Annotated in this window: 25 protein-coding genes and 1 pseudogene; 8 read left to right on the forward strand and 18 right to left on the reverse strand. The window is 71.7% G+C overall.

Going from position 1 to position 25,805, the window contains the following annotated elements:
* Window positions 1–17: 17 nt before the first annotated feature.
* Window positions 18–476 (reverse strand): excalibur calcium-binding domain-containing protein, encoded by a 459-nt coding sequence (locus KUM40_RS16265; protein WP_217166688.1) that lies wholly within the window; start codon window positions 474–476, stop codon window positions 18–20.
* A gap of 195 nt (window positions 477–671) precedes the next feature.
* On the opposite strand from KUM40_RS16265, the gene KUM40_RS16270 reads away from it, so the two are divergent.
* Window positions 672–1,607, forward strand: coding sequence for an oxidoreductase (locus KUM40_RS16270; protein WP_217166689.1), 936 nt, complete (start codon window positions 672–674; stop codon window positions 1,605–1,607).
* Window positions 1,608–1,694: 87 nt separating this feature from the next.
* Here the strand turns inward: KUM40_RS16270 and KUM40_RS16275 are convergent.
* The 5 genes and pseudogenes from KUM40_RS16275 to KUM40_RS16295 form a co-directional block, all read right to left on the reverse strand.
* Window positions 1,695–2,464, reverse strand: a pseudogene (locus KUM40_RS16275) (SDR family NAD(P)-dependent oxidoreductase).
* A 102-nt stretch (window positions 2,465–2,566) separates the two neighbouring features.
* A complete protein-coding gene (locus tag KUM40_RS16280; RefSeq protein ID WP_217166690.1) occupies window positions 2,567–3,160 on the reverse strand; it encodes a TetR/AcrR family transcriptional regulator in 594 nt (197 codons plus the stop codon).
* A gap of 47 nt (window positions 3,161–3,207) precedes the next feature.
* Window positions 3,208–3,558, reverse strand: a complete 351-nt coding sequence (gene nirD, locus KUM40_RS16285) for a nitrite reductase small subunit NirD (protein ID WP_217166691.1) — start codon at window positions 3,556–3,558, stop codon at window positions 3,208–3,210.
* Complete coding sequence (nirB, locus tag KUM40_RS16290) at window positions 3,555–6,191, reverse strand: nitrite reductase large subunit NirB (protein ID WP_217166692.1); 2,637 nt, start codon at window positions 6,189–6,191, stop codon at window positions 3,555–3,557. The genes nirD and nirB overlap by 4 nt, the downstream gene beginning before the upstream one ends.
* A complete protein-coding gene (locus tag KUM40_RS16295; RefSeq protein ID WP_217166693.1) occupies window positions 6,191–7,426 on the reverse strand; it encodes an NAD(P)/FAD-dependent oxidoreductase in 1,236 nt (411 codons plus the stop codon). Before KUM40_RS16295 ends, nirB begins: the two co-directional genes overlap by 1 nt.
* A 184-nt stretch (window positions 7,427–7,610) precedes the next feature.
* On the opposite strand from KUM40_RS16295, the gene KUM40_RS16300 reads away from it, so the two are divergent.
* Window positions 7,611–8,393: a sulfite exporter TauE/SafE family protein gene (locus KUM40_RS16300; RefSeq protein ID WP_217166694.1), complete on the forward strand. Its 783-nt coding sequence runs from the start codon at window positions 7,611–7,613 to the stop codon at window positions 8,391–8,393.
* Between the two features lie 111 nt (window positions 8,394–8,504).
* Here KUM40_RS16300 and KUM40_RS16305 read toward each other — a convergent pair whose 3' ends face one another.
* From KUM40_RS16305 to KUM40_RS16330, 6 genes are all read right to left on the reverse strand, one after another.
* On the reverse strand, window positions 8,505–9,692 hold the full coding sequence (locus KUM40_RS16305; protein WP_217166695.1) for a hypothetical protein: 1,188 nt from the start codon (window positions 9,690–9,692) through the stop codon (window positions 8,505–8,507).
* The gene (tgmB, locus tag KUM40_RS16310) at window positions 9,679–10,626 is read right to left on the reverse strand and encodes an ATP-grasp ribosomal peptide maturase (RefSeq protein ID WP_217166696.1); all 948 of its coding nucleotides are present in this window, start codon (window positions 10,624–10,626) and stop codon (window positions 9,679–9,681) included. The genes KUM40_RS16305 and tgmB overlap by 14 nt, the downstream gene beginning before the upstream one ends.
* Window positions 10,626–10,841, reverse strand: coding sequence for a putative ATP-grasp-modified RiPP (tgmA, locus tag KUM40_RS16315; protein ID WP_217166697.1), 216 nt, complete (start codon window positions 10,839–10,841; stop codon window positions 10,626–10,628). The genes tgmB and tgmA overlap by 1 nt, the downstream gene beginning before the upstream one ends.
* A 215-nt stretch (window positions 10,842–11,056) precedes the next feature.
* Window positions 11,057–11,245, reverse strand: coding sequence for a hypothetical protein (locus KUM40_RS16320; RefSeq protein WP_217166698.1), 189 nt, complete (start codon window positions 11,243–11,245; stop codon window positions 11,057–11,059).
* The gene (locus tag KUM40_RS16325) at window positions 11,242–11,418 is read right to left on the reverse strand and encodes a hypothetical protein (protein ID WP_217166699.1); all 177 of its coding nucleotides are present in this window, start codon (window positions 11,416–11,418) and stop codon (window positions 11,242–11,244) included. Before KUM40_RS16325 ends, KUM40_RS16320 begins: the two co-directional genes overlap by 4 nt.
* Window positions 11,415–11,783 carry a hypothetical protein gene (locus KUM40_RS16330; protein ID WP_217166700.1) on the reverse strand — a complete coding sequence of 123 codons (369 nt, stop codon included), beginning with the start codon at window positions 11,781–11,783 and terminating at the stop codon, window positions 11,415–11,417. The genes KUM40_RS16325 and KUM40_RS16330 overlap by 4 nt, the downstream gene beginning before the upstream one ends.
* Window positions 11,784–11,933: 150 nt before the next feature.
* Here KUM40_RS16330 and KUM40_RS16335 point away from each other — a divergent pair, with 150 nt between their 5' ends.
* Window positions 11,934–13,115, forward strand: a complete 1,182-nt coding sequence (locus KUM40_RS16335; RefSeq protein WP_217166701.1) for a helix-turn-helix transcriptional regulator — start codon at window positions 11,934–11,936, stop codon at window positions 13,113–13,115.
* A 689-nt stretch (window positions 13,116–13,804) separates the two neighbouring features.
* Here the strand turns inward: KUM40_RS16335 and KUM40_RS16340 are convergent.
* The 3 genes from KUM40_RS16340 to KUM40_RS16350 all read right to left on the reverse strand — a co-directional run bounded on the left by KUM40_RS16340 (window position 13,805) and on the right by KUM40_RS16350 (window position 16,635).
* Entirely contained in the window at window positions 13,805–14,938 is a 1,134-nt protein-coding gene (locus KUM40_RS16340; RefSeq protein ID WP_217166702.1) for a PQQ-binding-like beta-propeller repeat protein, read from the reverse strand.
* A 405-nt stretch (window positions 14,939–15,343) separates the two neighbouring features.
* On the reverse strand, window positions 15,344–15,973 hold the full coding sequence (locus tag KUM40_RS16345) for a class F sortase (RefSeq protein WP_217166703.1): 630 nt from the start codon (window positions 15,971–15,973) through the stop codon (window positions 15,344–15,346).
* Window positions 15,974–16,092: 119 nt separating this feature from the next.
* Window positions 16,093–16,635 carry a hypothetical protein gene (locus KUM40_RS16350; protein ID WP_217166704.1) on the reverse strand — a complete coding sequence of 181 codons (543 nt, stop codon included), beginning with the start codon at window positions 16,633–16,635 and terminating at the stop codon, window positions 16,093–16,095.
* Window positions 16,636–16,926: 291 nt separating this feature from the next.
* Between KUM40_RS16350 and KUM40_RS16355 the strand changes: the two genes are divergently transcribed.
* From KUM40_RS16355 to KUM40_RS16365, 3 genes are all read left to right on the forward strand, one after another.
* On the forward strand, window positions 16,927–17,514 hold the full coding sequence (locus tag KUM40_RS16355; RefSeq protein ID WP_217166705.1) for an NADPH-dependent FMN reductase: 588 nt from the start codon (window positions 16,927–16,929) through the stop codon (window positions 17,512–17,514).
* A gap of 151 nt (window positions 17,515–17,665) precedes the next feature.
* Complete coding sequence (locus tag KUM40_RS16360; RefSeq protein WP_217166706.1) at window positions 17,666–18,460, forward strand: SDR family oxidoreductase; 795 nt, start codon at window positions 17,666–17,668, stop codon at window positions 18,458–18,460.
* A gap of 52 nt (window positions 18,461–18,512) precedes the next feature.
* Window positions 18,513–19,256, forward strand: coding sequence for an SDR family oxidoreductase (locus KUM40_RS16365; protein ID WP_217166707.1), 744 nt, complete (start codon window positions 18,513–18,515; stop codon window positions 19,254–19,256).
* Here the strand turns inward: KUM40_RS16365 and KUM40_RS16370 are convergent.
* The 3 genes from KUM40_RS16370 to KUM40_RS16380 form a co-directional block, all read right to left on the reverse strand.
* The gene (locus KUM40_RS16370; protein ID WP_217166708.1) at window positions 19,205–20,134 is read right to left on the reverse strand and encodes a LysR family transcriptional regulator; all 930 of its coding nucleotides are present in this window, start codon (window positions 20,132–20,134) and stop codon (window positions 19,205–19,207) included. The two genes, KUM40_RS16365 and KUM40_RS16370, sit on opposite strands and share 52 nt — an antisense overlap.
* A gap of 205 nt (window positions 20,135–20,339) precedes the next feature.
* On the reverse strand, window positions 20,340–22,511 hold the full coding sequence (locus KUM40_RS16375; RefSeq protein ID WP_217166709.1) for a molybdopterin oxidoreductase family protein: 2,172 nt from the start codon (window positions 22,509–22,511) through the stop codon (window positions 20,340–20,342).
* Between the two features lie 175 nt (window positions 22,512–22,686).
* Window positions 22,687–23,379, reverse strand: a complete 693-nt coding sequence (locus KUM40_RS16380; RefSeq protein ID WP_217166710.1) for a vancomycin high temperature exclusion protein — start codon at window positions 23,377–23,379, stop codon at window positions 22,687–22,689.
* 165 nt (window positions 23,380–23,544) lie between these two features.
* On the opposite strand from KUM40_RS16380, the gene KUM40_RS16385 reads away from it, so the two are divergent.
* Complete coding sequence (locus KUM40_RS16385; RefSeq protein WP_217166711.1) at window positions 23,545–24,324, forward strand: sirohydrochlorin chelatase; 780 nt, start codon at window positions 23,545–23,547, stop codon at window positions 24,322–24,324.
* Window positions 24,325–24,461: 137 nt separating this feature from the next.
* Window positions 24,462–25,736 (forward strand): deoxyguanosinetriphosphate triphosphohydrolase, encoded by a 1,275-nt coding sequence (locus KUM40_RS16390; RefSeq protein WP_217166712.1) that lies wholly within the window; start codon window positions 24,462–24,464, stop codon window positions 25,734–25,736.
* Window positions 25,737–25,805: the final 69 nt, after the last annotated feature.

Consider the following 25,805-nt stretch of genomic DNA (forward strand, 5'->3'; position numbering starts at 1 on the left):
GGCGGCCCCGCGCCGGGTCAGGCTGCGCTGTTGCTCCGGCGCCGTCGGGTCACCAGCAGCAGTCCGCCGCCGGCGAGCACGACGACACCGCCTGCGGCCGCGATGTACGGCGTGTTGTCGTCGCCGCCGGTCTCCGCGAGGTCGGGGCCCTGCTGCCCGGCGGCCTCGTCCCCGCCGCTCTTGTCGCTCCCGGAGTCCTTCCCGCTGCCGGCGCCTGCGCCGTCGTCGGTGTCCTTGTCGCTCGCGGGCACGAAGTCGGCGGGCGGCTTGTCGCAGCCGAAGCCGTCGTTGTCGCGGTCCAGGTGGGCGCCGTAGTGCTCGTCACCCTTCTGGATGTTGGAGTAGCCGGCGTCGTACGCCTCGGTGCAGTTCTTGAACGGGTGGGTGCCGTCGTGCGCCTGGGCGGCGGCGGTCGGCAGGGCGGCCAGGGCCAGCGCGGCGACGGTCACGGCGGCGGGCTTGCGGAGCAGGTTCATCGAGAGTCCCGGGAATGGTGTGGATCGACGGATATGAGATGACGAAGCTATTGAGGTGCCCGAGATGTGGTGGAGTTATGAAGGACTCGTGATGTAAACGTGACGTGACCGGACGGTAGCTCTCCGCTCAGGGGTGCCGGGCGCGTACGGTGAGACGGGTCCGGACCAGCGAAGGAGTCAGCGAAGGAGCCGCGGATGACCGGCTGGAACACGGGTGACATCCCCGACCTGGACGGGCGCGTCGCCGTCGTCACCGGCGCCAACGGCGGCCTCGGTCACGTGATCTCCCGGGAACTGGCGCGCAACGGCGCGTCCGTCGTGCTGGCCTGCCGCAGCGAGGCACGGGGGAGCGCGGCCGTGGAGCGCCTCCTGGGGGAGGTGCCCGGCGCCGCCGTGGAAGCGGCACGGCTGGATCTCGGGGACCTCGCCTCGGTCCGGGAGTTCTCCTACGGACTGCCGTACGAGCGGGTCGATCTCCTCGTCAACAACGCCGGGGTGATGGCCCTGCCCCACGGGACGACGGCGGACGGCTTCGAGACGCAGTTCGGCGTCAACCATCTGGGTCACTTCGCCCTCACCGGGCTGCTGCTGCCCACCCTGCTCGCCACACCCGGCGCCCGGATCGTGACCGTCTCCAGCTTCATGCACGCCCTGGCCAACGTCGATCCGCGCGACCTCAACAGTGTCCGGCGGTACGGGCGCTGGACCGCCTACGCCCGCTCGAAGTCCGCCAACCTGCTCTTCACCCACGAGCTGGCGCGCCGGCTCGCGGCCCGCGAGGGCGCCTCGGACGTCCGCGCTGTCGCCGCCCACCCGGGATACGCCGAGACCGGTCTGCAGACCGCCGGACCCCGCGCCGAGGGGCGTCGGCTCGCCGAGCGGCTGGCGCGGCTCGGCAACCGGGTCGTCGCCCAGCCCGCCGAGGCGGGCGCGCTGCCCGTCCTGTACGCCGCGACCGCGCCCGGCGTCCCCTCCGACTCCTTCACCGGCCCCTCCTTCGCGATGTGGCGCGGGACGCCCGTACCGTCCTGGCGGGCGTCCTGGACCACCGACGACGCGATGGGGGAGCGGCTGTGGTCCGCCTCCGAGCGGCTGACGGGCGTCACCTACGAGGCGCTGCGGCAGCCCTGATCGCGGGCGCTCAGGAGCCGAGCGTTCAGGTCCCGGGCGTTCAGGTCCCGAGCGCTCAGGATCCGAGCGTTCAGGAGCCGAGCGCGCTCAGGCCGTCTGGCCGCCGTCCACCACGAGGTCGGTGCCCACGACCGACGCCGCGTCGTCCGACGCGAGGTACAGCACGGCCGCCGCGACCTCCGCCACCGCCGACACCCGGCCGAGCGGCGTCTGCCCGCGCATCCGCTCGGCCCGTCCCGCCTCCGTCTCGCCGGGCAGCAGCGACATGGAGGTCGCCGTGGCGCCGGGGCTGACGGCGTTGATACGGACACCGTCGGCGATGTGGTCCAGGGCGGCACCCCGGGTGAGCACCGACACGGCCGCCTTGCCCGCCGCGTAGGCCGTGGCGCCCGGGCTGCGCTTGTGCGCCCCGAAGGTGGAGGCGATGTTCACGATGGCGCCGCCGCCGGGCTGGGCGCGCATGCGGCGGACCTCGGCGCGCAGGGCGAGGAACACGCCGGTGACGTTGATGTCGAGCTGCGTGCGCCAGTCCTCCTCGGGCAGCTCGGCCAGGGGTACCCCGCCGCGGAAGACGCCCGCGTTGTTGACGGCCACGTCGAGGGAGCCGAAGCGCTCCACTGCGGCATCCACGACGGCCTCCACGTCGGCGGTCCGGGTGACGTCCGCGGTGACGGCCAGCGCCTTGCCGCCCGCCGCCTCGATCAGGGTCACCGTCTCGTCGAGCGGCCCCCGTCCGCGCCCGGCGAGACGACGACGTTCGCGCCCTCGGCGGCGAGGGCGAGCGCGACGGCCCGTCCGATGCCGGAGCCCGCACCGGTGACGAGGGCGGCCTTGTCGGTGAAGCGCTGGGTGGTCATGAATCTCCCCTTTTTCTTGACCGCGTCAATCAGGTTTTCTTGAACGATCGGTTCATTATGAGGTCACGAAAACGTCCCTCCGGAGAGGGGTGCGCCGGTGTCTCAGTCGAGCGGGTCGAGCAGTGTCAGCGCCTGTTCCGCCGCGTCCCGCACCCGGGCCGGGTCCTGCGAGGCCTTCCCGACCACCCGCATGCCCTGGAGCAGGACCAGCAGCATCCGGGCGAGGGCCTGCGGATCGCGGCCGGCGGGCAGTTCGCCCTCGGCGCGGGCCCGGGTCAGCGCCGTGTGCAGCACGGTCTCCAACTGGTCCCAGTTGCGCTCGACCCGCCGGGCGGCGACCGCGTCGTGCGGGGCCAGCTCGGCCGCGGTGTTGGTGACGAAACAGCCGCGCAGGCGCAGGTCGTCGACGGTCGCCTCGACGGCGTAGCGCCGCACCAGGGACCGCACGCCCGGCAGGGCGGGGCCCGGCCGGGACAGGTCCTGGAGCAGGTCCGGGAGCAGCCCCTCCTCGTAGCGCGCCAGCGCCTTCAGGTACAGCTCGCGCTTGTTGCCGAAGGTCGCGTAGATGCTGGCGCGCCCGATGCCGAGATGTTCGACGAGGTCCGACATGGACGTCGCCTCGTAGCCGCGCCGCCAGAACAGCTCCAGGGCTGCCCGCAGCGCGGCGTCCGGATCGAACTCCTTGGTCCTGGCCACGCGTGCAGCCTAGGTCTAATTGAAACGCTCGGTCAAGAAATGTCGAGTCAGGCGGCCTTCACCTCGTACGTCTCCACCCGCATCGCCTCGTCGTCCAGGCACTCCCCGGTGGTGAGGTCGAAGCGCTGCTTGAGGAGCGGGGAGGCGACGAAGGGGCGGCCCCGGTGGGTGCCGGTCAGGCCGCGGGAGAGGACCGCCGCGCCGGTGAACGGGTCCCGGTTGTCGATGGCGTACAGCTCGCCGTCCCGGTCGCGGAACAGGGCGACCTGGCCGCCGTCCGGGAGCAGGGCCGCCACGCCGCGGCCGGGGAGCAGGGCGCCGAGGTCGCAGGCCGTGAACCAGTCGTCCGTCAGCCGCAGCCGGACCTTGAGGTCGGTCGTCTCGGGTGCCAGGGTCATCGCCGGGTGCTTCCTTCCAGGAGGTCTTTCTCGAGGTCGTTCTCTAGGTCTGCTTCGGGGCGCCGCATGCCGATGTTCAGCAGCGGCAGGTCGGGCTTGAGTTGGTCGCGCTCGGGCACGAAGCCCACGACCGGGTCGGGGGTGTCGGGCGCGTTCACGAAGGACACGAACCGGGCCAGCTTCTCGGGGTCGTTGATGGTCTCGGCCCACTCGTCGCGGTAGTGCGAGACATGGGCGCGCATCAGGGACTCCAGCTCGTCGCAGATGCCGAGCGAGTCGTGCACGACGACGTCCCGTACGTGGTCCAGGCCGCCCGGGATCCGCTCCAGCCAGGTGGAGGTGCGCTCCAGCTTGTCGGCGGTGCGGATGTAGAACATCAGGAACCGGTCGATGAGGCGGACCAGTTCGGCGTCCGAGAGGTCCTGCGCGAGCAGGTCCGCGTGGCGCGGGGTGGCGCCGCCGTTGCCGCCGACGTACAGGTTCCAGCCGTTGGAGGTGGCGATCACGCCGAAGTCCTTCGACTGGGCCTCCGCGCACTCGCGGGCGCAACCGGACACCGCCGACTTGAGCTTGTGCGGGGACCTGAGCCCCCGGTAGCGCAGCTCCAGGTCGATCGCCATGCGCACCGAGTCCTGGACGCCGTAGCGGCACCAGGTCTGCCCCACGCAGGACTTCACGGTGCGCAGCGACTTGCCGTACGCGTGCCCGGACTCGAAGCCGGCGTCCACAAGGCGCGCCCAGATCACCGGGAGCTGCTCGACGCGGGCGCCGAACATGTCGATGCGCTGACCGCCGGTGATCTTCGTGTAGAGCCCGAAGTCCCGGGCGATCTCACCGATGACGATGAGCTTCTCCGGCGCGATCTCACCGCCGGGGATGCGCGGGACGACGGAGTACGAGCCGTTGCGCTGGAGGTTGGCGAGGAAGTGGTCGTTGGTGTCCTGGAGCGTGGCCTGCTCGCCGTCCAGGACGTAGCCGCTCGCGCCGATCGCCGGGGCCAGCGAGGCGATGATCGAACCGACCGCCGGCTTGCACACCTCGCAGCCCTCACCGCCCCGCGCGCCCTCACGGCCGTGCCGGTCCAGCAGCTCGCGGTAGGAGGTGACCCGCAGGGCGAGGACGATCTCGTACAGCTCCTCGCGGGTCTGGGCGAAGCAGCCGCACAGGCCCTTGTCGACCTCGACGCCGCTCGCCTCCAGCTCGGCGGTGACCAACTGGCCGAGCACCTTGACGCAGGAGCCGCAGCCGGTGCCGGCCCTGGTGCACTTCTTCACCTCGGGCACGGACGTGCAGGAGTGCTCCGTCACCGCGCCGCGGATGCTGCCCTTGGTGACGTTGTGGCAGGAGCAGATCACCGCGTCGTCGGGCAGCGCGGACGGCCCGAGCTGGACCGGGCCCCCGGCATCGGCGGGCAGTACGAGCGACTCGGGGGAGACCGGCGGGACCGAGCCGGTGAAGGCGCGCAGCGTGCCGTACGCCTCCGCGTCGCCGACCAGGATGCCGCCGAGCAGCGTGCCGTCGCGCCCGACGACCAGCTTCTTGTAGAGCCCCGCGCGGGAGTCGGAGTAGACGACGTCCAGGCAGTCCTCGGCGGTGCCGTGCGCGTCGCCGAAGGACGCCACGTCCACGCCGAGCAGCTTCAGTTTGGTGGACAGGTCGGCGCCGGTGAAGGAGGCGTCCTGGGCGGCGATGGTCGCGGCGGCCGTCTCGGCCTGCTCGTACCCGGGGGCCACGAGACCGTACACCCGGCCGTCGGCCGCCAGCGCGCACTCGCCGATCGCGAACACGTGCTCGTCGGTGACCGTGCGGCACCGCTCGTCGACGCTGACGCCGCCGCGCTCGCCGACCGCGAGCCCGCAGTCCCGGGCCAACTGGTCGCGGGGCCGGACACCGGCGCTGAACACGACGAGATCGGTGGCGAGTTCGGAACCGTCGGACAGCTTCATACCGGTGACGGCACCGTCGTCGCCGGTCACGACCTCCTGGGTGCCGACGCCCGTGTGCACGGACAGGCCCATGTCCTCGATGGTGCGCAGCAGCGCCGCGCCGCCGCCGTCGTCGACCTGCACCGGCATCAGCCGCGGCGCGAACTCCACGATGTGCGAGGTGAGTCCGAGCCCCTTGAGCGCACCGGCCGCCTCCAGACCGAGCAGCCCGCCGCCCACCACGGCACCGGTCGTCGCGCGCGTCTTCGCGTACTCCTCGATGGCGAGCAGGTCCTCGATCGTCCGGTAGACGAAGCAGCCCTCGGCGTCCTTGCCGGGCACCGGCGGGACGAAGGGGTAGGAGCCGGTGGCCAGGACGAGGACGTCGTAGTCGACGACGAGTCCCGACCGGGCGGTCACCCTGCGCGCCTCCCGGTCGATCGTCTCCGCCGGATCTCCGACGCGCAGCTCGATGCCGTGCTCGGTGATGAAGGCCGGGTCGGTCATCGACAGGTCCTCGGGTGTCTTCCCCGAGAAGTACGAGGTGAGCTGGACGCGGTCGTACGCGGGACGCGGTTCCTCGCACAGCACGACCACACGGTGCGTGGCGGTCAGGCCGCGCTCGGCGAGGGCTTCGAGGAAGCGCTGGCCGACCATGCCGTGGCCGACGAGGACGATCGTGGGGGTGGGCCCCGGGGTGGCGGTCATCAGGAGCCTCCGTCGTTGGTGAGCAGGTGGAGCAGGGGGCCGCCGTCGGACGGGAGCGGCTCTGCTCCCTCCCAGGCGCGCGCCAGCGCGCCGACGGTGCCGAGTTCGCCGACCAGGACCCCGCCGACCAGCCGGTCGTCACGGACGACGACCTTGCGGTAGGTGCCCCGGGTGGCGTCGGCGAGCTGCACGACGTCGTCGCCGGGGCGGGGGTCGGTCTCACCGAACGCGGCGAGGTCGAGGGGGACGTCCGGCCCCAAGGGGCTGCCGGGTCCGGTGAGAGTGAGCCGGGTCAGGGACCGGGTGCCGGTGTAGCGGGCGGTGCCGCTCCCGGCGAGCAGCTCGGCGAGCGCGCCGGCCTGTTCGAGGGCGGGCGCGGCCAGCCCGTACACGCGTCCGGCGTGCTGGGCGCAGTCGCCGACGGCGCGGATGTGCGGGTCACAGGTGCGCAGCTCGTCGTCGACGAGGACGCCCTTGCCGACCTCCAGCCCGGCCTCCCGCGCGAGCCCGACCCGGGGCCGGACCCCGCAGGCGAGGACGACGAGATCGGCGCCGAGGGCGTACCCGTCGGCCATCTCCACCGACCGCACCGCCCCGCCGACGCTGCGTACGTCCCGTACCCGGCACTCGGTGTGCACCTCGACGCCGAGGCCCTCCAGATGGCGCCGGACGAGCGCGGAGGCCGCCGGGTCGAGCTGCCGTTCCATCAGCCGCTCGGACTGCTGGGCCAGCACGACCTGGGCGCCGCGCACGGCCAGCGCACGGGCCGCGGACACTCCGAGCAGCCCGCCCCCGATGACGACCGCCCGCACCCCCGGCCGTACCGCCTTCGACAGCCCCAGGCAGTCGTCCATGGTCCGGAACGCGTGCACGCCCTCGGGCAGCTCGTGGTCCGGGGTGAACAGGCCGCGCAGGGGCGGCAGCACGGCGTTGGAGCCGGTGGCCAGGACCAGCGTGTCGTAGGCGATCACCGACCCGTCGGCGCACCGCACGGTCCGCCCGGCCCGGTCGATGCCGGTGACCCGGCCGCGCAGCAGCACGCCGGGCGCGGGCAGGGCGATCACCTCGGGGCTGTACCGTCCGGCCAGCACCTCGGCGAGCAGCACCCTGTTGTACGGGCGGTGCTCCTCGTCGCCGACGACCAGCGCGGGCGTGCCGAGCTCACCGAGCCGCCGGGCGAGCGTCACGCCCGCCAGTCCGGCGCCGATCACCACCACACGCGTATTCGAGGTCATGACACCGAGCGTGCGGTGCGGGTGTTACCCGGTGGCATCACGACTGTTTCCCGCGGGGAACGCTGCCCTCAGCGGGGGTGGGGGAGGGATGTGAGGGATGAGGGCCACGGCCGGGTGCGCGGCAACCTCAGAAGTCCCTCATCTCGATGGACGGCACATCCATTCCGTCCATAGGGTCGCGATCATGCCCGACATATCGCTGACCACGGTCGTTCTGCTCTGCCTCGCCGCGCTCGCGGCCGGCTGGATCGACGCCGTGGTCGGCGGAGGCGGCCTCCTGCTCCTGCCCGCACTGCTGCTCGGCCTGCCCGCCGGGACCCCGGCCGCGCACGCGCTGGGCACCAACAAGGCGGTCTCCATCGTCGGCACCACGGGCGCGGCGGTGACGTACGCCCGCAAGGCGCCGGTGGACGTGCGCACCGCCGTACGCATCGGCCTGGTGGCGCTGGCCGGATCGTCGGGCGGGGCGTTCTTCGCCGCCGGGATGAGCACCGAGGTCCTGAAGCCGGTGATCATGGTGGTGCTGCTCGCGGTCGCCGCCTTCGTGATCTTCCGCCCCGCCTTCGGCACCGCGCCCGCCACCGGCCCGGTCACCCGCCGCCGGGTCCTCGCCGCGATCGGCCTCGCGGGCCTCGGCATCGGCTTCTACGACGGCCTCGTCGGACCCGGCACGGGGACCTTCCTGATCCTGGCCCTCACCGCCGTGCTCCACCTGGACCTGGTGACCGCGTCCGCCACCGCCAAGATCGTCAACTGCTGCACCAACGTGGGCGCCCTCGCCATGTTCGCCTGGCAGGGCGCGGTCCTGTGGCAGCTCGCCGCCCTGATGGCCGTCTTCAATCTGGCAGGCGGCATGTTCGGCGCCCACACGGCCCTCAAGAGGGGCAGCGGCTTCGTCCGCGTCGTCCTGCTGACGGTGGTGTTCGCGCTGGTGGCGAACCTGGCGTGGGAGCAGTGGGTGGCGTAGCGGACGGCGGCCCCATGGTCCGGGGCTCATGTTTGGACAGCCTGTCCCGGCGACACGCCGCCGAAGTGGCGCTTCTGCCGGGACAGACTGTCCAAACACCGACCGCTACGGCTACTCGCTCAGTGCTCCGACCTGCCTACGCGGTGAGTCGAGCCACACTGTGTTCTCTCCCGGTGTCACGGTGAGCCCGTAGCGGCTCAGCTCCGGGCACCCGTCCCCCAGCCACTGGGAGACAGCGGCTTCAATCTCGGACCAAAGGTCACGTGGGCCGCCCTGGTACGCGCGGACTCCTTTGTCATCGGCTTCCAGCGTCGCCCAGGCCCCGTCAGGGTGCAGAAACCAGCGGCCGGGAGTCCCGTTCAGGTTGAGACCAACGGCCAGCGTTCCCGGCAACCGGAGCTGAAGCGCCCACATCAGGGACGGTACCGCGAGCATGGCGAGGGCGACGCCCGACGGGACGCCGTCCACCTCGTTGCGCCTCTCGATCGCCGGCCGAATCAGAGGCCCGATCTCGGGCTTCACAGTGTCCCGGTCGGGCATGAACGAAACCGTACTGTCGATGAACCGCCCGCGCGCCGTCTCCGGGGACTCGACGTGCACCCGCACGTACCCGTACGCCCCGAGGCTGCCCACCAGTGAAGCGAGTACGACGCCGCCCGGGGCCGACTGCTCCAGCCATGCCGCCGGAATATGGGTGGGTGAGTACGTGCTGATGATTCGGTCGTACGGTGCTCCCTCCGGGCAGCCTGCGGCAGCGTCGCCGGCCACCAGGCGAGGGGTGTAGCCGAGGGAAGCGAGCCGATCGCGCCCGAGGTCCGACAGCCCGGGGTCGTACTCGACGCGTGCAACATGCTTGTCGCCGAGCCGTTCGCAGAGAAGCGCGGTCGAGTAGTCCGACCCTCCGCCCGCCTGAAGTACGGACATGCCTTCCGTCACGTCGAGGTCTTCGAGCATGCGCACGACGGAACCGGGGAGCGTGGACGAACTTGTCGGGATGCCTCGAACCGGGGCGTCAGCCGAAGTGGTCGCCCCGTTGTCGAGCTGTGTCACCCACGTCTTGTTCTCATAACAGAGGCGCAACCACCCGTCGGGGTCACGCCCCTGGCTCACGGGTGTGTACTCCGTAACCCCGTCGCTCCCCGGCGCGTCCCGGAAGAACTCAGGAAGGAAGGCGTGCCGGGGTACCGCCTCGACAGCGGCACGCCACGCACGGGAATGGAGCGACCCGTCTGCCACCAACTCACTCACGAGCTTCCTCAGTAGCGCCGGGAGCTGCTCGGGCGTCTCACTGGTCGTCATCGGTTCTGCCTTTCTCCAGTAGGTCAGCGATACCGCGGGCGATCGGCAGGCTTGTCTCCTGCTCGATCCATTGCCACTGGCCGTTGGCGTTCACCTCCAGGAACCGCCAGGTCCCTTCCGGGGTCACGATGAAGTCGAAGGCGCCGAAGGCGAGCCCGAAGTGGTCCATGAAGGCGTTTACACGCCGTCGCACCGCTTCCGGAACGACCGTCGGACGGTACGCGAGACTCCCGTAGTCGGTCCGCCAGTCCACCCGCGCCGCGTCTGACCCTGCGTGGATCTCGACTGCGAAGAAGCGCGACCCGACCACGGTCAACCGCACTTCGTGAGCCTTGTCCACCCACTCTTGGAAGAGGTGCGCGCAGAGGCGAACCGAGTCGTCGAACTCGGCCGGGTCGACAACAACCGTGTCAACCGGGGAGCCGAGAGACTTCGTGATGATCGGAGCTCCGATGTCGGCTGCGAACTTGCGACCGGCTGCGGGGTCGTTCGTGACGATGGACCGGGGCGGGTTCAGCCCGAGGCCGTGAGCGACCCTGAGTTGCCACGGCTTGTAGTTGGCCTGTTGCTCGCGGGCGGGGTGGTTGACCCACAGGCAGGGGAGCGACGCGACCACGCCGAGGAAGCCCGCCCGGGACTGAGCGGCAGCGAACTGCCGCTCAGCCTCGGACATGCCGCCAGGGAGCCGGAACTCCTCGGGCCTGCGGTAGTAGACCGCCCTCACGTCGGACAGATCGAGTTGGCGAACCCCGTTGTCGAGTACGCCGGCCCAACCGTCAGCGAGCGTGGCGGACAGCGTGAGTTCCTGCGGGAACTCCGCCGAGTCGCAGCGGAAGACCGGAACGTCCCGGTCGTTCAGCCGCGACACCACCGAATCCGCGGTTGCGTCGAGCTGGTTCGTGAGAACCAGCACCGACCCCCTGGCGGCGGCCATCAGTAGAGGTCCGTTCCTTCGTCGTTCTTGCTGTCGCTGTTCGTGTTGCTGCTGGTGTCGTTGGCCATGAGGTCCGCCCAGGGGTTGCCCTCTGCCGTCAAGGCAACCTGCAACGTCGGGTCGTAGACCACGCCGCTGGTGTCGGGCGCCGTGCTGGTCTGCCGGGCGGCGTACCGCATCGCGAACGGCGTCATCTCGGCGGGCAGGGTCGTCATGTAACTGCCTCTCTTCTCGTAGGGATGCTGCACCCGTCCCGGCGGGCACTCGGGCTGTGTGGCGCCGTGGACCACCGGGGCGAGCAGTCCTCGCCCATCCGCGCCACGGGGGATGGGATTACGGACGGGCGAGGAGTCTGTGTCGGCGCGCCCGCGCTGTGTCAGTACGCGCGGTGCGAGGGGCGCCGCGTGAATCCTCCAAGTCAGGGCGAGAGTCAGCAGGCCGGGCGGGCGTCTCGCTGTTCGTTGTAGTACGCGATGTACTCGCGGACGAAGTCGGCACAGGGTTCGCACATGTAGGCCGGCGCGGACAGTCCGGCGTGCTCGACAGGCCCAATCCAGAAGACCAGGGCGGGGTGCCGGCACAGCAGACACCAGCCGTGGACCAGAGGGCGGCGCGTCACTCCGGCTCCACCAGGGCGTAGTCACTGAACGACAGCCTGAAGCGGCTGTGCCCCGTCTCGGCGCGGTGCTCGGCCATCCGGTCGACAGCGGCCTCTTCGCCGCCCAGCTCCTTGGACGTGGCCCCGCAGTCCTTCTTCTTGTAGTCCACGAACCTGCGAACCACTCTCGTCACGGGGCCTTGGCCCCGTTCTTCACCTCGTAGAGGGCCAGGAGCGCCCTGGCACGGATCGCACAGTCCCGCATGAACTGGAATGACTCGTAGACCGGCGTTTCCTGGGTGGGGCGCCTCTTCAGGTCGAGCAGGTGATAGCAGGCTCGGTAGAGGGCCATGACCTCATCGTCATCGTTCGCTCCGAGGTCTGCCGTAAGCAGCTCGCTCATGAAACCGATGAGTACACCCGTGCGTGAGTCGATGTCCTGGCGTCTTGAAGCGTCCAGCCTCATGCCCAGGACCGAATCCACGGTGTCCCCAGCTCCGTCCACGTCGATCGGCATGTCATCGACGCTGATTGCGATCTTCTCTCTACTCCCGCTCACCACCGTGTACCTCCGTGTGGACACGTTGTCGCTGTCTGTTACTAGACAACAGTGGAAGAGCAAGATCAGCTAACACAGGAGTTGCACAACTGCTGTCGGTCGTACGTCATCTGATGGGCCGTTGGCATCTGATCGTGGAACAGTAGGTGTATGGAGAGCACCCCGGCACCCGGCGAGAACATCGCTGTCCTTCGCAAGGCCAGAGGACTCGGCCAGGCCAAGCTGGCTCGCTTGGCCGGCATCTCCGTGTCCTACCTGACCAAGATCGAGAACGGCATCCGGCCGACCACGCCCCCGTTGGCCGCAGCGGTGGCGAAGACTCTGCACGTCCCGGTCCAGCGCATCTACGGACAGCCGTTCCTGGGCCTGTCCGAACAGGCCGACCTTCTCAACGAACTCCGGGGTGCGGTGCGCAGGTACACCCTTCCCCGGGAAGACGTGCCCGATCCGGCCGTATTGGCGGCCGACGTGGACAAGGCGATGAGACTCCGGGCTGAAACCAAGTACCTGGAGCTACTTGAGCTGCTGCCCCGGCTTCTGGGTCAAGTCACCGCAACGGCTCTGTCGTCCTCCGGAGAGGCCGGCGCCTGGACTCAGGTCTCCGACGTCTACGGATGCGCCTACGCAGCCGCTCACCGGCTCGCACAGTCCGATCTCGCAGACATGATCGTCTCTCGTCAGGTCTGGGCCGCACAGCAGACCTGGAACCCTGAGGCGGAAGTCGTGGCGGCCTGGAACGAGGCCGGCACCTACCAGAGCGCTGGGCAGTACGGCGACGGCCTGGCCATCGTCGAACGGGCCGTCAGCCGCTACGAACAGGTCGCCGGAGCCGATACGCCGGCCCGAGCGCTCTCCCTGGGCTCCCTGCACCTTCGAGGAATCGTCCTCGCGTCCCGTCATAAGGACTCCGATGCCACGGCGGACCACCTTCGGAAGGCGAAAAGGCATGCTGAGCGGATCCCGAACGATGTTCTGAAGCACAATTTGACTTTCGGGCAGGAGAACACGGCCCTGTATGAGCTTGCGGCTCATATGGAGCTGGGGAAGCCCGATAAGGCAGCCGAAATGGCGGGTCCATTGATCAGAACCCCGCCTGCGACCCTCACACCCAACCGCCTTGGTCGAATGTACATCGACGTAGCCCGAGTGAGGTTGGAGACCAGGGACTATGCGGGGGCTGAACAAGCCCTGGAGAAGGCATTCGAGGTGGCCCCTCAGATGGCTGAGGTCCATCCAATGGTGAGAGAGGTAGTCCGAGTGCTTTTCGTGCTCCATCAGAGAGCACGACCCAAGCTCATGGAGATGGCGAAGAAGACCGGCCTCTCTGGGTAGGCCGGTTCTGGGACGCAAGCCTCCTGCGTACGAGAAGCCCTCGGTGAATCTTACGGCTTGCCCGACCGTGCTCATGCGGACGAGACGGCCGGGCCGGCCAGTTCTGGGGGCGTGAGCAGCTCGGCGGGGTGAGGTTGGCGGTGGGCTCACCCCGTCAAGTAGGCAGCCAAGTTGCCAGGATGAGCGACATGACAACGATCGACGGTGAGGTAGCGCCCGGTTTCGAACCGGTCCGCGAGGCGGTCCTGGCGAACTTCGCCCAGCACGGGGACATTGGCGCGGCCTTATGCGTCTACCAGCACGGTCGGCCTGTAGTGAGCAATGACCGCTTACGCTCAGCATTAAATTTGAGCAGTGAAGGCATGCCTTCACCCCCTGAGCTCAGAACTGACCTACCTCGCAGCATGCCCTGGTCGGCCACCGGCATGTGCTGGCAGGACTAGCCTCGATTCGTCAGCAGGATTCGGTGGCTGACCTGCTCGGCAGTTCGCCCCTGATGTCCTCGGACCGTTCGAGGTGGGCCGTCGCGTGACGCTGCGGGTGCGGCGGGTTCCACGGGCCCGGAGTGCTGCTGGTCTTCTCCTTGCTGGTCCTTGGTAGCCTGCTGTCAGGTGACAGCCTGTAGGGCGGTGAGGCGTTTCCAGCAGGTGGCGAAGACTTCTGCCCGGGGGCCAAGTCGGGGCGGGGCTTCAGCCCGCCGACCGGTGGACCATCACGGACGCCCCTTCGTCGTCCAGCCCGACGTACGCGTTCACCAGCCGGGGAGCCGCGCCCGGTGAGCGTTCCCGGTCCGTGCCGGTGCGCCCGTCTAGGACGATCGGCTCGGGCTGCCGGTTCTCCCGCTGGACCACTCCGTAGACGAGGCCGTGGTAGGCCGCGGTCAGGAACGGTGCGATCCGGCCGGTGTCGTCGGACGGGCCTCCGATCCTCCACCGACGCTTCCCGTCCGCGTCGTATGCCACCAGCTCCGCTTCCTCCTCGTCGCCCATGCTGCAGACCGTCAGCGACCGTCCGTCGTACAGGCAGCGGTTGATGGCGGGGGAATCCTCGCCGTATCCCTCCAGGGGCTGCGGACTGCCGTCGGAGAGCTTCACGACCGTGGTGCCGGAGCCCAGGCCGACGGCCCGGGCGAGCACCCGTTCCGGTGAGAACATGGTGGCGTCGAGCTGACCGTATGACGTCGCGGACGATGTCCACTGCCGCGCGCCGCGCTCCGCGTCGTGGGAGGCGAGGACCACCCAGCCTTCCGCGTTCTCCGTTCCGCCGACGACGTGGTGGTTCAGGACGAGCTGTGCCTCGAAGTTCTCCTGCTGCCACACCACCTTCCTGGTCGTCAGGTCGACCCCGTAGGTCGTGTGCGACACACCGATTGACCGGTCGCCTCCGAGGACCAGCACCGCCGTGTGCCCGCTGACTCCGGCGACACGACACGTGGTGTGTTCCTCCTGGAGGTCCAGGCGAGTACGCCACGCGGTCCTCCCACTGTCGGCGTCCAGGGCCACCATCTCGACGGCCTCGGCGTCGGGCTGGGTGCCGCTGCCCTGTTCGACGACCGGGAACAGTGCCAGCGCGACCTTCTTCCCACCCACGGTCGCCACGGCCGGTCCCCGCTTCTCGCAGGAGGGAGTGAGGTCTCTGGGCGGGTCGCGCCTCGCGGGCAGGTACCCGTCCGGCATGCTGCCCTCCGGCTTCGCTGTCCCCACTGTCTCGCCCGATGCCAGGTCGATGGCGATGAGAGAACCACCCTGCTCGCCGAACGTGTATGCCTTCGTTCCGTCGAGTGTCACCGCGGCGAGTCCGCTCGGGTTCACGGCGAAGGGCACGCCCGGTGCGAATCGCGTCGGTGGGTCGTGGGCGACGAGAGCCTCGGCGCCCTCCCCGCCATCGCCGCTACGACCCGCCTCGCGCTGATCCTCCGTACGGGAACCGGCGTCGTCCGGGTCGCCGGAACCGCCGCAGCCGACAGTGAGCAGGAGCAGTGCGCAGGCAGCCGTCAGCGTGCGGGAAGCCCGTCGCCCGGGCCCGGTCGCCGGGGCCCTGGTCCCTCCGTGAACCCTCACCGCGTCACCGACGCGCTCATGCTCTGCATCCCCACCCCTGAAACCGTTGGACCCCTGTGCTGCCACTGTCCCTCGGACGGGCTCCGCAGTCCTTGGCGGGAAGTGCAGGGATTCTTGTCATTCGGCGCATGCTCCTCACCGGCACCGCGAGCGCACGTGCTGAACGCGTCACCGGCTGCCGGTGAGGTGGGCGAAGACGACCACGTTGCCCTGGTACCCGGTACTGCGTGAGTAGTCGCCGCCGCAGGTGATGACGCGCAGTTCGGGGCGGTTCGCCGCGCCGTACACCTTCTCGTCGGGGAAGTCGTCGGCGGCGTACACCTCCACCGCGTCCACGGTGAAGAGCGCGACGCCGCCGTCGCGCCGGTCGACCTCGATCGTGGAGCCCTTCTTCAGGGCGCCGAGGCGGTAGAAGACGGCGGGGCCCTCGGCGTTGTCGACGTGCCCGGCGACGATCGCGGTGCCCGTCTCGCCCGGGGTGGTGCCGGCCTCGTACCAGCCGGCGAGGTTCTTCTTCTCGGCGGGCGGCACGTCCAGGCTGCCCGTCTCCGTCAGGCCCAGGCCGGTCAGCGGGGCGTCCACGCCGATCGCCGGGATGCGGACGCGGTCCGGCGGGGAGGGCGGCAGCGCGGGTGCGGCGGCCCCCCGGTCGGACTGGTCGGGCCGGCCGGTGCCGGCCTGTGCGGCCGACGGCTGGGGTGGGGCGTCGGTGTGGGCGCCGGCCAGCAGGAGCCCCGCCCCGCAGCAGAGGGCGACCACGGTGACGCCCGCTATCGCGGTGTCCTTGACCCTGCGCATGACGTCCCCTCTCCCTCGGATCCCTGGAGGTCCCCTGCCCCCTCCGGGCCGCGAGGGGCGTCGGACCCGGAGGGGGTGGGGAAGTGCGGTACCGGCGGACGGGCAGCGGAGGGTGCCCGTCAGATCCCGTCGCCTCTCGCCCGGCGATGCAGGAGCCAGGTACCGCCCGCGGCGGCGACGGCGAGAGCCGCCACGCCGGCCGCGGTCTGCGCGGGATCGGGGCCAAGAGCGCCGCCGACCCCCGTCTTCACGCTTCCTCTGGGGTACACCTGCTCGGCGGCCGAGGTCAGCGTGACCACCAGGTCGCCCGTCACCCGCCGTTCGTCGTCCCCACAGGTCGCGACGATCTCGTACGTCCCCGGCTGCGCGCTCGGCGGCACCTCGAAGTGGCCGCTCGCCTCGCCCTCGCCCTCGCCGGTGCCCGGCGCCAGCGGGAAGGCACCCGCGCCGACCGCACTGGCGTCACCCGCCGCCGAGCCGCCCCTGCCGCACGCCGGGGTCGTCACCACCGCCCGCTCGCCCGGCACGACCGAGGACGGAAACACCGTCAGACCGCCGCCGGCGGTGCCGGGTTCCCCGGCGTACACCGGGGCCGCGGTGGTCAGACCGACGGCCGCGGCGGCGAGCGCGGTACCGGTCAGCAGGCGGGCGGTACGTCGCATCGGTGCTCCTTTGAGCTCTTCGGTGGCCCCTGCCCTACCGAGGAAAGTGGCACCGGACGCGGCCCGCCCCCCGAGAACGCGCGGGGTATGGGGCGAATGGGTGTTGCCCGCGCTCCCGAACGCCCGGTACCGGACAGCGTCTGGGCAGGTCACGGGCGTGCGGCGGGCGGGTTCCGAAAAGATCCGGAGGGGCGCGGGACGCGGGTGTGAACGGGTGACCGGTGCCTCCGAACGGGCCCTCCCGCATCGCGGCTTGACCTCGAGCAAGGTTGAGGTACCAGGCTCTCCCGCATGAACACCACGACCGCACCCCTGCGTGTGACCCTGCTCGTCGGCAGCAACCGGCACGGCCGCTTCGGCCCCGTCATCGCCGACTGGCTCATGAACCACCTCGAGGCCCACGACGACCTGGTCCCGGAGGTGGTGGACGTCGCCGGGACCGAGCTGCCCACCACCTTCGCCCGGACCCCGGAGGCGGGTGCCGCACTGGCGGAGATCACCCCGAAACTGGCGGACGCCGACGCGTTCGTCGTGCTCACCCCCGAGTACAACCACTCGTTCCCGGCGGGTCTGAAGAACGTCATCGACTGGCACTTCACCGAGTGGCGGGCCAAGCCCGTCGGTCTCGTCTCCTACGGCGGTCTGTCCGGCGGCCTGCGCGCCGCCGAGCACCTGCGCCAGGTCTTCGCCGAACTGCACGCCGTCACCGTCCGCGACACCGTCTCCTTCCACAACGCGGGCGCGTCCTTCGACGACGAGGGCACGCTCAGGGACCCGTCGGGGCCGGACGCGGCGGCCAAGACGATGCTCGACCAGTTGGTGTGGTGGGGGCAGGCCCTGCGGGAGGCGAAGGAGAAGCGGCCCTACGACGACGCGTGAGGCGCCGTAGGAAGCGCGCCCGTAGGAAGCGCCCATAGGAAGCTGCCATAGGAGCTTCCTATGGCAGCCGCTGCAATTTCGTCTTTGCTTCCCTTCGATTTCCGGATCTACCGTGTGGGGGTAATCATGCGAACGTGAAAGGGATAACGTCATGGCCGTGAAGAAAAACGAGTCGGACAACTCGGATAACCCGGAGAACGGGGAGAACGGGGAACTCGTTGGAAAGCGGGCCCTGGTCACCGGCGGTACGCGCGGAATCGGAGCGGCCATCGTCCGGCGGCTCCTGGGCGCCGGTGCCGAGGTGATCACCACCGCCAGGTCGGCGACGGGCACGGCGCCGGAGGGGGCGGGCTTCGTGCAGGCGGACGTGCGGACCCTCGCCGGGGCTCAGGCGCTCGCCGGGGCCGCGCGGGAGGCGCTCGGCGGGGTGGACATCCTGGTCCACAACGCGGGCGGGGCGCGGCCCCACAAGGACGGCCTGCTCATCCCCGACGAGGAGTGGCTGGACACGCTGCACCTGAACCTCCTCGCGTCGGTCCGGCTGAACTCGCTGCTGGCGCCGGGCATGCGGGAACGGCGCTCGGGGGCGATCGTGCACATCTCCTCGGCCGCGGTCGCGCCCCCGGCACCCCCGTTCCTGCACTACCAGGCGGCGAAGGCGGCGCTGGACAACTACAGCGCCGGACTGGCCGCGACGCTGGCCCCCTCCGGTGTCCGGGTCAACACCGTCAGCCCCGGCCGGACCTCCACCCCCGGCGGAGAGGAGACCCGGGAGCACTGGGCGAGCCTCAACGCCGGACCGGCCGCGACCGGCACCGCCCCGCTGGGACGCGACGGCCTGCCCGACGACATCGCCCACGCGGTGCTGTTCCTCGTGTCCGACCGGGCGGGCTGGGTGACCGGGACCAACCTCGCCGTGGACGGCGGGGAATATCCCAAGGGCTGATCCCCGAAAAGAAAGTGAAACTCGAGAAGCCTGCCAAAAAGGGGCCCCGGAAATGGGTAAGTACAGCAACAAGAATGCCGTGATCACGGGCGGCGGCAGTGGAATGGGTTTCGCGATGGCGGAACTGCTGGTGGCCGGCGGAGCGCGCGTCGTGATCACCGGCCGTTCGCAGGCCACGCTCGACGCCGCGCGGGAGCGGCTCGGCGGGAACGCGGTGGCCGTCCGCGGCGACGTGGCCGCACTGTCCGACCTGGACGCTCTCGCCGACCGGGTGAAGACCGAACTCGGCACGGTCGACGCCCTGTTCGCCAACGCCGGCGTCGCGAACCTCACGCCCTTCGGATCGACGACCGAGGAGGCCTACGACGAGCTGTTCGCGATCAACGTCAAGGGCGCCTACTTCACCGTGCAGAAGCTCGCCCCGCTGCTGAGCACGGGCGCCGGCGTCGTCCTCACCACCTCGGTCGCGAACGTCATCGGCATGGTGGACACCAGCGTCTACGCGGCGGGCAAGGCAGCGCTGCGCTCGATGGCCCGCAGTCTCTCCCGTGAGCTGCTGCCGCGCGGGATCCGGGTCAACGCCGTCAGTCCGGGCCCCGTCGACACGGGGGCCCTGGACGCGACGATGAGCGCGGAGGAGGCCGAGCGGTTCAAGGCGGAGCGGGTCGCGGACAATCCGATGCGGCGCTTCGGCACCCCCGACGAGATCGCCCGGGCGGCCGCGTTCCTCGCCTTCGACGCCACCTACACCACGGGCGCCGAACTCGCCGTCGACGGAGGTGCCACCCAGCTCTGAGCGAACCTGTACCAGGTCTCCTGGCGCAGGAACTCGAGCAGGGCCGTCTCCGCCGGGCCCGCGCCCGGCCGTACCGCGGCGACGACGGGCTGGGACACGACCGGGGACAGCGGGCGCACGAGGTGCTCGTGCCCCGGGGGCACGGCGGAGGCCGGGACGAAGGTGACCCCCAGCCCGTGAGCGGCCCAGCGCACGGCCGTCGCCGTCTGGGAGACGCGGGCGACCGTGGTCGGGGCCAGCCCGTTGTCCCGCAGCACGTCCACCAGTACGCCGTCGAGCGCGCTGTTGGGGTCGAACCGCACCCACGGCTCCCGCTCCAGGTCACGCAGCGCGACCCGGTCCGCGGCGAGCTGCGGGTGCCCGGCGGCCAGCACCACGACGAACTCCTCGTCGCCGAGGTGGTGGCCGTCGTACAGGCCGTCCTCGCACGGCCCGGCCATCAGGGCGAGGTCTATCACGCCCCCGCGGGCCAGCCGCTCCAGCTCGGTGGGGTTCGGCTCCTCGAAGACGGTGATCTCGAGGCGCGGGAAGCGGCGGCGCAGCGCGGCCAGGGCGCCCGGCAGTTGCCGCGTGCCCAGGCCCATCTGCACCGCGACCACCAGCTCGCCCACCAGCTCGTCGGCGCCGGCCCGGGCCGTCGCCCGCGCCCGCCGCTCCGCGCTCACCGCGACCTCCGCCTCCCGCAGGAACGCGCGGCCGGCCACGGTGGGCACGAGACCGGTCGGCGTGCGGGAGAACAGCTCCACACCGAGGTCCCGCTCCAGTCCGCGGATCTGCTGGGACACCGAGGGCTGAGCGACGCGCAGCACCTCCGCCGCGGCGGTCACCGAGCCCTGCTCGGCGACGGCCAGGGCGTACTCGAACTGTCGGAGGCTCATCGGCTGCCGTCCCCTCGTTCCCTTCGTTCCCCCGCTGCGACGGGCCGCGATGCGCACCGCGGCCTCGCCGCAAGGGTAAGGGAGCGTGAGTGAGCGTGACCGGGAGCGGCCGTCAGCCCACGTTCACCGGCCGCGCTGAGGGTGGCGGCTGGCGGCGCGGGCGCCCGCGTAGTCGGTGGACGAGGATGACCCTGCGAGGCGAGCGCTACCGCGCGACCTCCGCCTCCGCCTCCGCCTCCACCCGCACCGCGCACACCTTGAACTCCGGCATCCGCGAGGTCGGGTCGAGCGCCGGGTTGGTCAGGGTGTTGGCGCGTCCCTCGCCCGGCCAGTGGAAGGGCATGAACACGGTGTCGGGACGGATGCCGGTGGTGATGCGGGCCGGCGCCACCGCCCGGCCGCGCCGGGAGACGACGGCCAGCCGGTCACCCTCGGCCACCCCCAGCCGCGCCGCCAGCCTCGGGTGCAGCTCCACGAAGGGGCCGGGCGCGGCGGCGTTCAGCTCGTCCACCCGCCGGGTCTGCGCGCCGGACTGGTACTGCGCCACCACGCGCCCCGTGGTCAGCAGTACCGGATACGCGTCGTTCGGCTCCTCGGCGCTCGGACGGTGCGACACCGGGACGAAGCGGGCGCGGCCGTCGTCGGTGGCGAACCGGTCGAGGAACAGGCGCGGGGTGCCCGGATGGGACACGGACACGGCCTCCTCGTCCGGGGGCGCCGGGGGTGCCGGGGGTACCGGGAGTGCCGGGCACGGCCAGAACACCCCGTTCTCCCGCGCCAGCCGCCGGTAGTCGATCCCGGAGTAGTCCGCCGGGCCGCCCGCGCTCGCCCGGCGCAGCTCCTCGAAGACCTCCTCGGGCTCGGTCGGGAAGCCCTTCTCCACGCCGAGCCGGGCGGCCAGCTCGTGCAGCACCTCCAGGTCGCTGCGGACCCCGTCCGGCGGGGTGATCGCGCGCCGCCGCAGCAGCACCCGCCCCTCCAGGCTGGTCGTGGTCCCCGACTCCTCCGCCCACTGCGTCACCGGCAGGACGACGTCCGCCAGCGCCGCCGTCTCGGAGAGCACCACGTCGCACACGGCCAGGAAGTCCAGCGACCGCAGCCGCTCCTCGATGTGCGCCGCGCGGGGCGCCGACACCACCGGGTTGGACCCCATCACCAGCAGCGACCCGATGTCCGTGCCCAGCGCGTCCAGCAGCTCGTACGCGCTGCGCCCCGGCCCCGGCAGCGAGTCCGCCTCCACGCCCCACACCTCGGCGACGTGCCGCCGCGCCGCCGGGTCGGTCAGCTTGCGGTAGCCGGGCAACTGGTCGGCCTTCTGGCCGTGTTCACGCCCGCCCTGCCCGTTGCCCTGCCCGGTCAGACAGCCGTACCCGGACAGCGGACGCCCCGCCCGCCCGGTCGCCAGGCACAGGTTGATCCACGCGCCCACCGTGTCCGTGCCCTTGGCCTGCTGCTCGGGCCCGCGCGCGGTCAGCACCATCGCCGCCTCGGGCGCACAGAACAGCCGCACCGCCTCCCGCAGTTCGGGCACGGACACGCCCGTGATCCGCTCCACGTGCTCCGGCCAGTGCGCCATCGCCGCCGCCCGCGCCTCCTCCCAGCCGGCCGTGCGCTCCTCGACGTACCGCTCGTCGACCCGCCCCTCGGCGACCACCAGGTGCAGCATGCCCAGCGCGAGCGCCAGGTCGGTCCCGGGCCGGGGCGCGAGGTGCAGGTCGGCCTGGTCCGCGGTCTTCGTCCGGCGCGGGTCGACGACGATCAGCGTGCCGCCGTTCTCGCGCAGCTCCGTGAAGTACCTGAGGGACGGCGGCATCGTCTCCGCCGGGTTTGACCCGACGAGGATCACACAGCCGGTCTTCGGGATGTCCTCCAGCGGGAAGGGCAGCCCCCGGTCGAGTCCGAAGGCCCTCGTCCCGGCCGCCGCGGCCGACGACATGCAGAACCGCCCGTTGTAGTCGATCTGCGAGGTCCCCAGCGCCACCCGGGCGAACTTGCCCAGCGCGTACGCCTTCTCGTTGGTCAGCCCGCCCCCGCCGAACACCCCGAGCGCGTCCGCGCCGCGCTCCGCCCGCGTGCGGGCCAGGTTCCCGGCGATCCGGTCCAGCGCCTCGTCCCAGCCGGCCGGCACCAGCGTCCCGTCGCCGGAACGCACCAACGGCGAGGTCAGCCGGGCCCCCGACGCGAGCACCGCCGGCGCCGTACGCCCCTTGCCGCACAGCGCGCCCCGGTTCACCGGGAAGTCCGCCCGCTCGTTCACCTCGACGGTCCCGTCGGCGGCGGGGGTCAGATTCATCCCGCACTGCAGGGCGCAGTACGGGCAGTGCGTGGGCGTGGCGGTGCTCTGCGGTGCGGTGTTCTGCGGGGCGGTGTTCTGCATGCCGTCCAGCGTGCGTCGCCCGTGTTACGCGACCGGGCGGCGCTCTGTTACACCGCCGGGACGGCGACCTCCCCGCCGCCCCGCGGCCACCGTGAGGGGCGGGGTGAGGGACACGGTGAGGGGCAGGGCGAGGGGCGCGGTGTGGGAGGCGGCGTTGGGCGCGGTGTGGGACGTGTCACTCTGCGTCGGCGAGTGCGAGCGCCCGCGCCACCCCCGGCTCCCTCGGCCCCAGGAAGTGCGGATCCGGCTCGAAGACCGCGTCCAGCACCGCCTTGCCCGCCGCGAGGAGCTCCCGGGCGCCCCCGTAGTACCAGGTCACGTCGTGCTTGTCGTCGACCCCGACGCCGTACGACGCCACCCCCGCCTCCTGGCACAGGGCCACCGCCCGCCGGATGTGGAAGCCCTGGCTGATCAGCACGGCCCTGTCCACCCCGAAGATCCTTTTCGCGCGCACGCAGGAGTCCCAGGTGTCGAACCCCGCGTAGTCGCTGACGATCCGCCCGTCGGGCACCCCGTGGCGCACGAGGTAGGCCCGCATGGCGTCCGGCTCGTCGTACTCCTCACGGCTGTTGTCCCCGCTCACGAGGACCACCTCGATCCGGTCCGCCCGGTACAGCTCGGCCGCCGCGTCCAGCCGGTGCGCGAGGTACGGCGAGGGCTCCCCGTCCCACAGCCCGGCGCCGAAGACGACCGCGACCTCGGTCCGGGGCACGTCGGCCGTGGTGCGCAGCCGGTCGTCGGTGACCAGGCGCAGCCACGTCGCGGGCAGCAGGGCCAGCACGCACCCGGCCATGACCACCTGGATCAGCCTCCGCCGCCCCCTGCGGGTGCGCGGCAGGCGCGGTCTGCGAAAGCTCGGGCGGCGCATCGGACGGTTCCCTCCCCGGTCGGTCTCCTGCCCCCAGGGACGTCGAGGCGTGCCGTCCGGTTCGCCGAACGCTCACACGCGGTGCGCGGCGCGCTGTGAACCGACGGAAAGTTCCCGTGACACCCACGCAACGGAAAGGCAACGTGCCGCCGCCACCCTCGGTGCATGACGGTGATGACACTGACAGGCAGCAGCACGAGCACGGAGGCCACCGGCGGCACCCCCGCCCTGGTCGTCGTCGCCCACGGCAGCCGCGACCCGCGCGCGCTGAGCACCGTACGGGCCCTCCTCGACCGGGTGCGCGCCCTGCGCCCCGCCCTGCCGGTGCACCTCGGTCACATCGAACTGAACGAACCCCTGCTGCCGGACACGCTGGCCGCCCTCGGCGACGGGGACGCGGTCCTCGTCCCCCTCCTGCTCAGCCGCGGCCACCACGTCAAACGGGACATCCCCGAGATGGCCGCGGTCTCCCCGGCCCGCACCCGCGTCGCCGCCCCGCTCGGCCCGCACCCCCTCCTCGTGGACGCCCTCCAAGACCGCCTCCTGGAGGCCGGCTGGCCCACCCACCCGGGGCCGGACCACGCCGTCGTCCTCGCCGCCGCCGGCTCCCGCGCCCCGGACTCGGCCACCGACACCGCCCGCACCGCGGCCCTCCTCGCCGCCCGCCTGGGCGTCCCGGTGCTCCCGGCCTACGCCTCGGCGGCCTCCCCGACGGTCCCGGAGGCGGTACGCGCCCTGACGGCCCGGGGCCACCGCCGGGTGGCCGTCGCCTCCTGCTTCACGGCCCCGGGCCGCTTCGCGACACAGTGCACGGCAGCGGCGCCGTGGATCGCGTCGGCGCCCCTGGGCACCCACCCGGCGATGGCCCGCCTGCTGCTGCACCGCTACGACGAGGCGCTGATGACCAGCGGCGCCTTGAATCGCCGGGCAGCGGCCACCACCTAGCGGCGCGGGGCCCCGTCGATGTGCGGCTCCGCCGCGCGGGCGCGACCAGCCGCGCACGGACCCGCGGCCGCGCGCCCACAGAACCCGGCAGACGGATCCGCCCCCACTTGTCAGCCCCTCCGCATACTGTTCAGTACATGGAAGGCACCGCACCCCCCATCCCGTACGACCCCACGTCAGTGGCCCGCTACGCCCCCGAACCGGATAAACGCCCCGGCCGCACCGCCTTCCAACGCGACCGCGCCCGCATCCTGCACTCCTCCGCCCTGCGCCGCCTCGCCGGCAAGACGCAGGTCGTGACGCCGGGGGAGGGCAGCCCCGTCTGGGACGCCAGTCCGCGCACCCGCCTCACGCACTCCCTGGAATGCGCCCAGGTCGGCCGCGAACTCGGGGCCGCCCTCGGCTGCGACCCGGATCTCGTCGAGGCGGCCTGCCTCTCCCACGACCTGGGGCATCCGCCCTTCGGGCACAACGGCGAGCAGGCGCTCAACGCGTTCGCCGAGGACTGCGGCGGCTTCGAGGGCAACGCCCAGTCGCTGCGGCTCCTCACCCGCATCGAGCCCAAGCGGTTCACCGAGGACGGCTCCGTCGGCCTCAACCTCACCCGCGCCACGCTCGACGCCGCGACCAAGTACCCCTGGCCCCGCGGCGCCCATCCCACCGACCCGGCCTCGCGCAAGTTCGGCGTCTACGACGACGACCGGCCCGTCTTCGAGTGGCTCCGCAAGGACGCCCCCGGCGCCCGCACCTGCTTCGAGGCGCAGGTCATGGACTGGGCCGACGACGTGGCGTACTCCGTGCACGACGTCGAGGACGGCCTGCACGCCGGGCACATCGACCCGAACTGCCTGCTCGCCGACCCCGAGCGCGAGGCGGTCTTCGAGGTCGCCGTCGGCCGGTACGTCCCGGAGGGCACCGACCACGCCGAACCGGCCGCCGCCCTCGACCGGCTCCTCGCCCAGGACTGGTGGCCGCACGGCTACGACGGCTCGGCCGTCGCCCAGGCCCGGCTGAAGGACGCCACCAGCCAGCTCATCGGCCGCTTCTGCCTGGCCGCCGAGGCCGCCACCCGGGCCGCGTACGGCGCCGGCCGGCTCACCCGGTACACCGCCGAGCTGGTCGTACCCCGCGAGACCCGCATGGAGTGCGCCGTCCTCAAGGCGGTCGCCGTCCGGTACGTCATGCAGCGCACCGAGCAGGAGCGGCTCCGCGCCGACCAGCGCGTCGTCGTCGCGGAGCTGGCCGAGGCGCTGACCGCCCGCGCACCGGACGGCCTCGACCCGCAGTTCCGCGCCCTGTTCGACGGCGCCGCCGACGACCGGGCGCGCAAGCGGGTGATCGTCGACCAGATCGCCTCCCTCACCGACGCCTCGGCCCGCTCGCTTCACGCCCGCCTGACGGGGCAATCATGAGACTGGCGGCGGGACGGATGTGACCCGATCAGGCCCCAGGCGCCCCGAACGCGGCACTCACGCGCCGAA

Origin of the sequence: Streptomyces sp. AC512_CC834, from assembly GCF_019049325.1 — a bacterium.
Taxonomy (GTDB): Bacteria; Actinomycetota; Actinomycetes; order Streptomycetales; family Streptomycetaceae; genus Streptomyces.

Coding starts and splice junctions, on each gene's coding strand:
- KUM40_RS16265 (WP_217166688.1), bottom strand. CDS start 476: ATGAACCTGCTCCGCAAGCCCGCCGCCGTGACCGTCGCCGCGCTGGCC.
- KUM40_RS16270 (WP_217166689.1), top strand. CDS start 672: ATGACCGGCTGGAACACGGGTGACATCCCCGACCTGGACGGGCGCGTC.
- nirD (WP_217166691.1), bottom strand. CDS start 3,558: ATGACCCTGGCACCCGAGACGACCGACCTCAAGGTCCGGCTGCGGCTG.
- nirB (WP_217166692.1), bottom strand. CDS start 6,191: ATGACCGCCACCCCGGGGCCCACCCCCACGATCGTCCTCGTCGGCCAC.
- KUM40_RS16295 (WP_217166693.1), bottom strand. CDS start 7,426: ATGACCTCGAATACGCGTGTGGTGGTGATCGGCGCCGGACTGGCGGGC.
- KUM40_RS16300 (WP_217166694.1), top strand. CDS start 7,611: ATGCCCGACATATCGCTGACCACGGTCGTTCTGCTCTGCCTCGCCGCG.
- KUM40_RS16305 (WP_217166695.1), bottom strand. CDS start 9,692: ATGACGACCAGTGAGACGCCCGAGCAGCTCCCGGCGCTACTGAGGAAG.
- tgmB (WP_217166696.1), bottom strand. CDS start 10,626: ATGGCCGCCGCCAGGGGGTCGGTGCTGGTTCTCACGAACCAGCTCGAC.
- tgmA (WP_217166697.1), bottom strand. CDS start 10,841: ATGACGACCCTGCCCGCCGAGATGACGCCGTTCGCGATGCGGTACGCC.
- KUM40_RS16335 (WP_217166701.1), top strand. CDS start 11,934: ATGGAGAGCACCCCGGCACCCGGCGAGAACATCGCTGTCCTTCGCAAG.
- KUM40_RS16345 (WP_217166703.1), bottom strand. CDS start 15,973: ATGCGCAGGGTCAAGGACACCGCGATAGCGGGCGTCACCGTGGTCGCC.
- KUM40_RS16350 (WP_217166704.1), bottom strand. CDS start 16,635: ATGCGACGTACCGCCCGCCTGCTGACCGGTACCGCGCTCGCCGCCGCG.
- KUM40_RS16355 (WP_217166705.1), top strand. CDS start 16,927: ATGAACACCACGACCGCACCCCTGCGTGTGACCCTGCTCGTCGGCAGC.
- KUM40_RS16360 (WP_217166706.1), top strand. CDS start 17,666: ATGGCCGTGAAGAAAAACGAGTCGGACAACTCGGATAACCCGGAGAAC.
- KUM40_RS16365 (WP_217166707.1), top strand. CDS start 18,513: ATGGGTAAGTACAGCAACAAGAATGCCGTGATCACGGGCGGCGGCAGT.
- KUM40_RS16370 (WP_217166708.1), bottom strand. CDS start 20,134: ATGAGCCTCCGACAGTTCGAGTACGCCCTGGCCGTCGCCGAGCAGGGC.
- KUM40_RS16375 (WP_217166709.1), bottom strand. CDS start 22,511: ATGCAGAACACCGCCCCGCAGAACACCGCACCGCAGAGCACCGCCACG.
- KUM40_RS16380 (WP_217166710.1), bottom strand. CDS start 23,379: ATGCGCCGCCCGAGCTTTCGCAGACCGCGCCTGCCGCGCACCCGCAGG.
- KUM40_RS16385 (WP_217166711.1), top strand. CDS start 23,545: ATGACGGTGATGACACTGACAGGCAGCAGCACGAGCACGGAGGCCACC.
- KUM40_RS16390 (WP_217166712.1), top strand. CDS start 24,462: ATGGAAGGCACCGCACCCCCCATCCCGTACGACCCCACGTCAGTGGCC.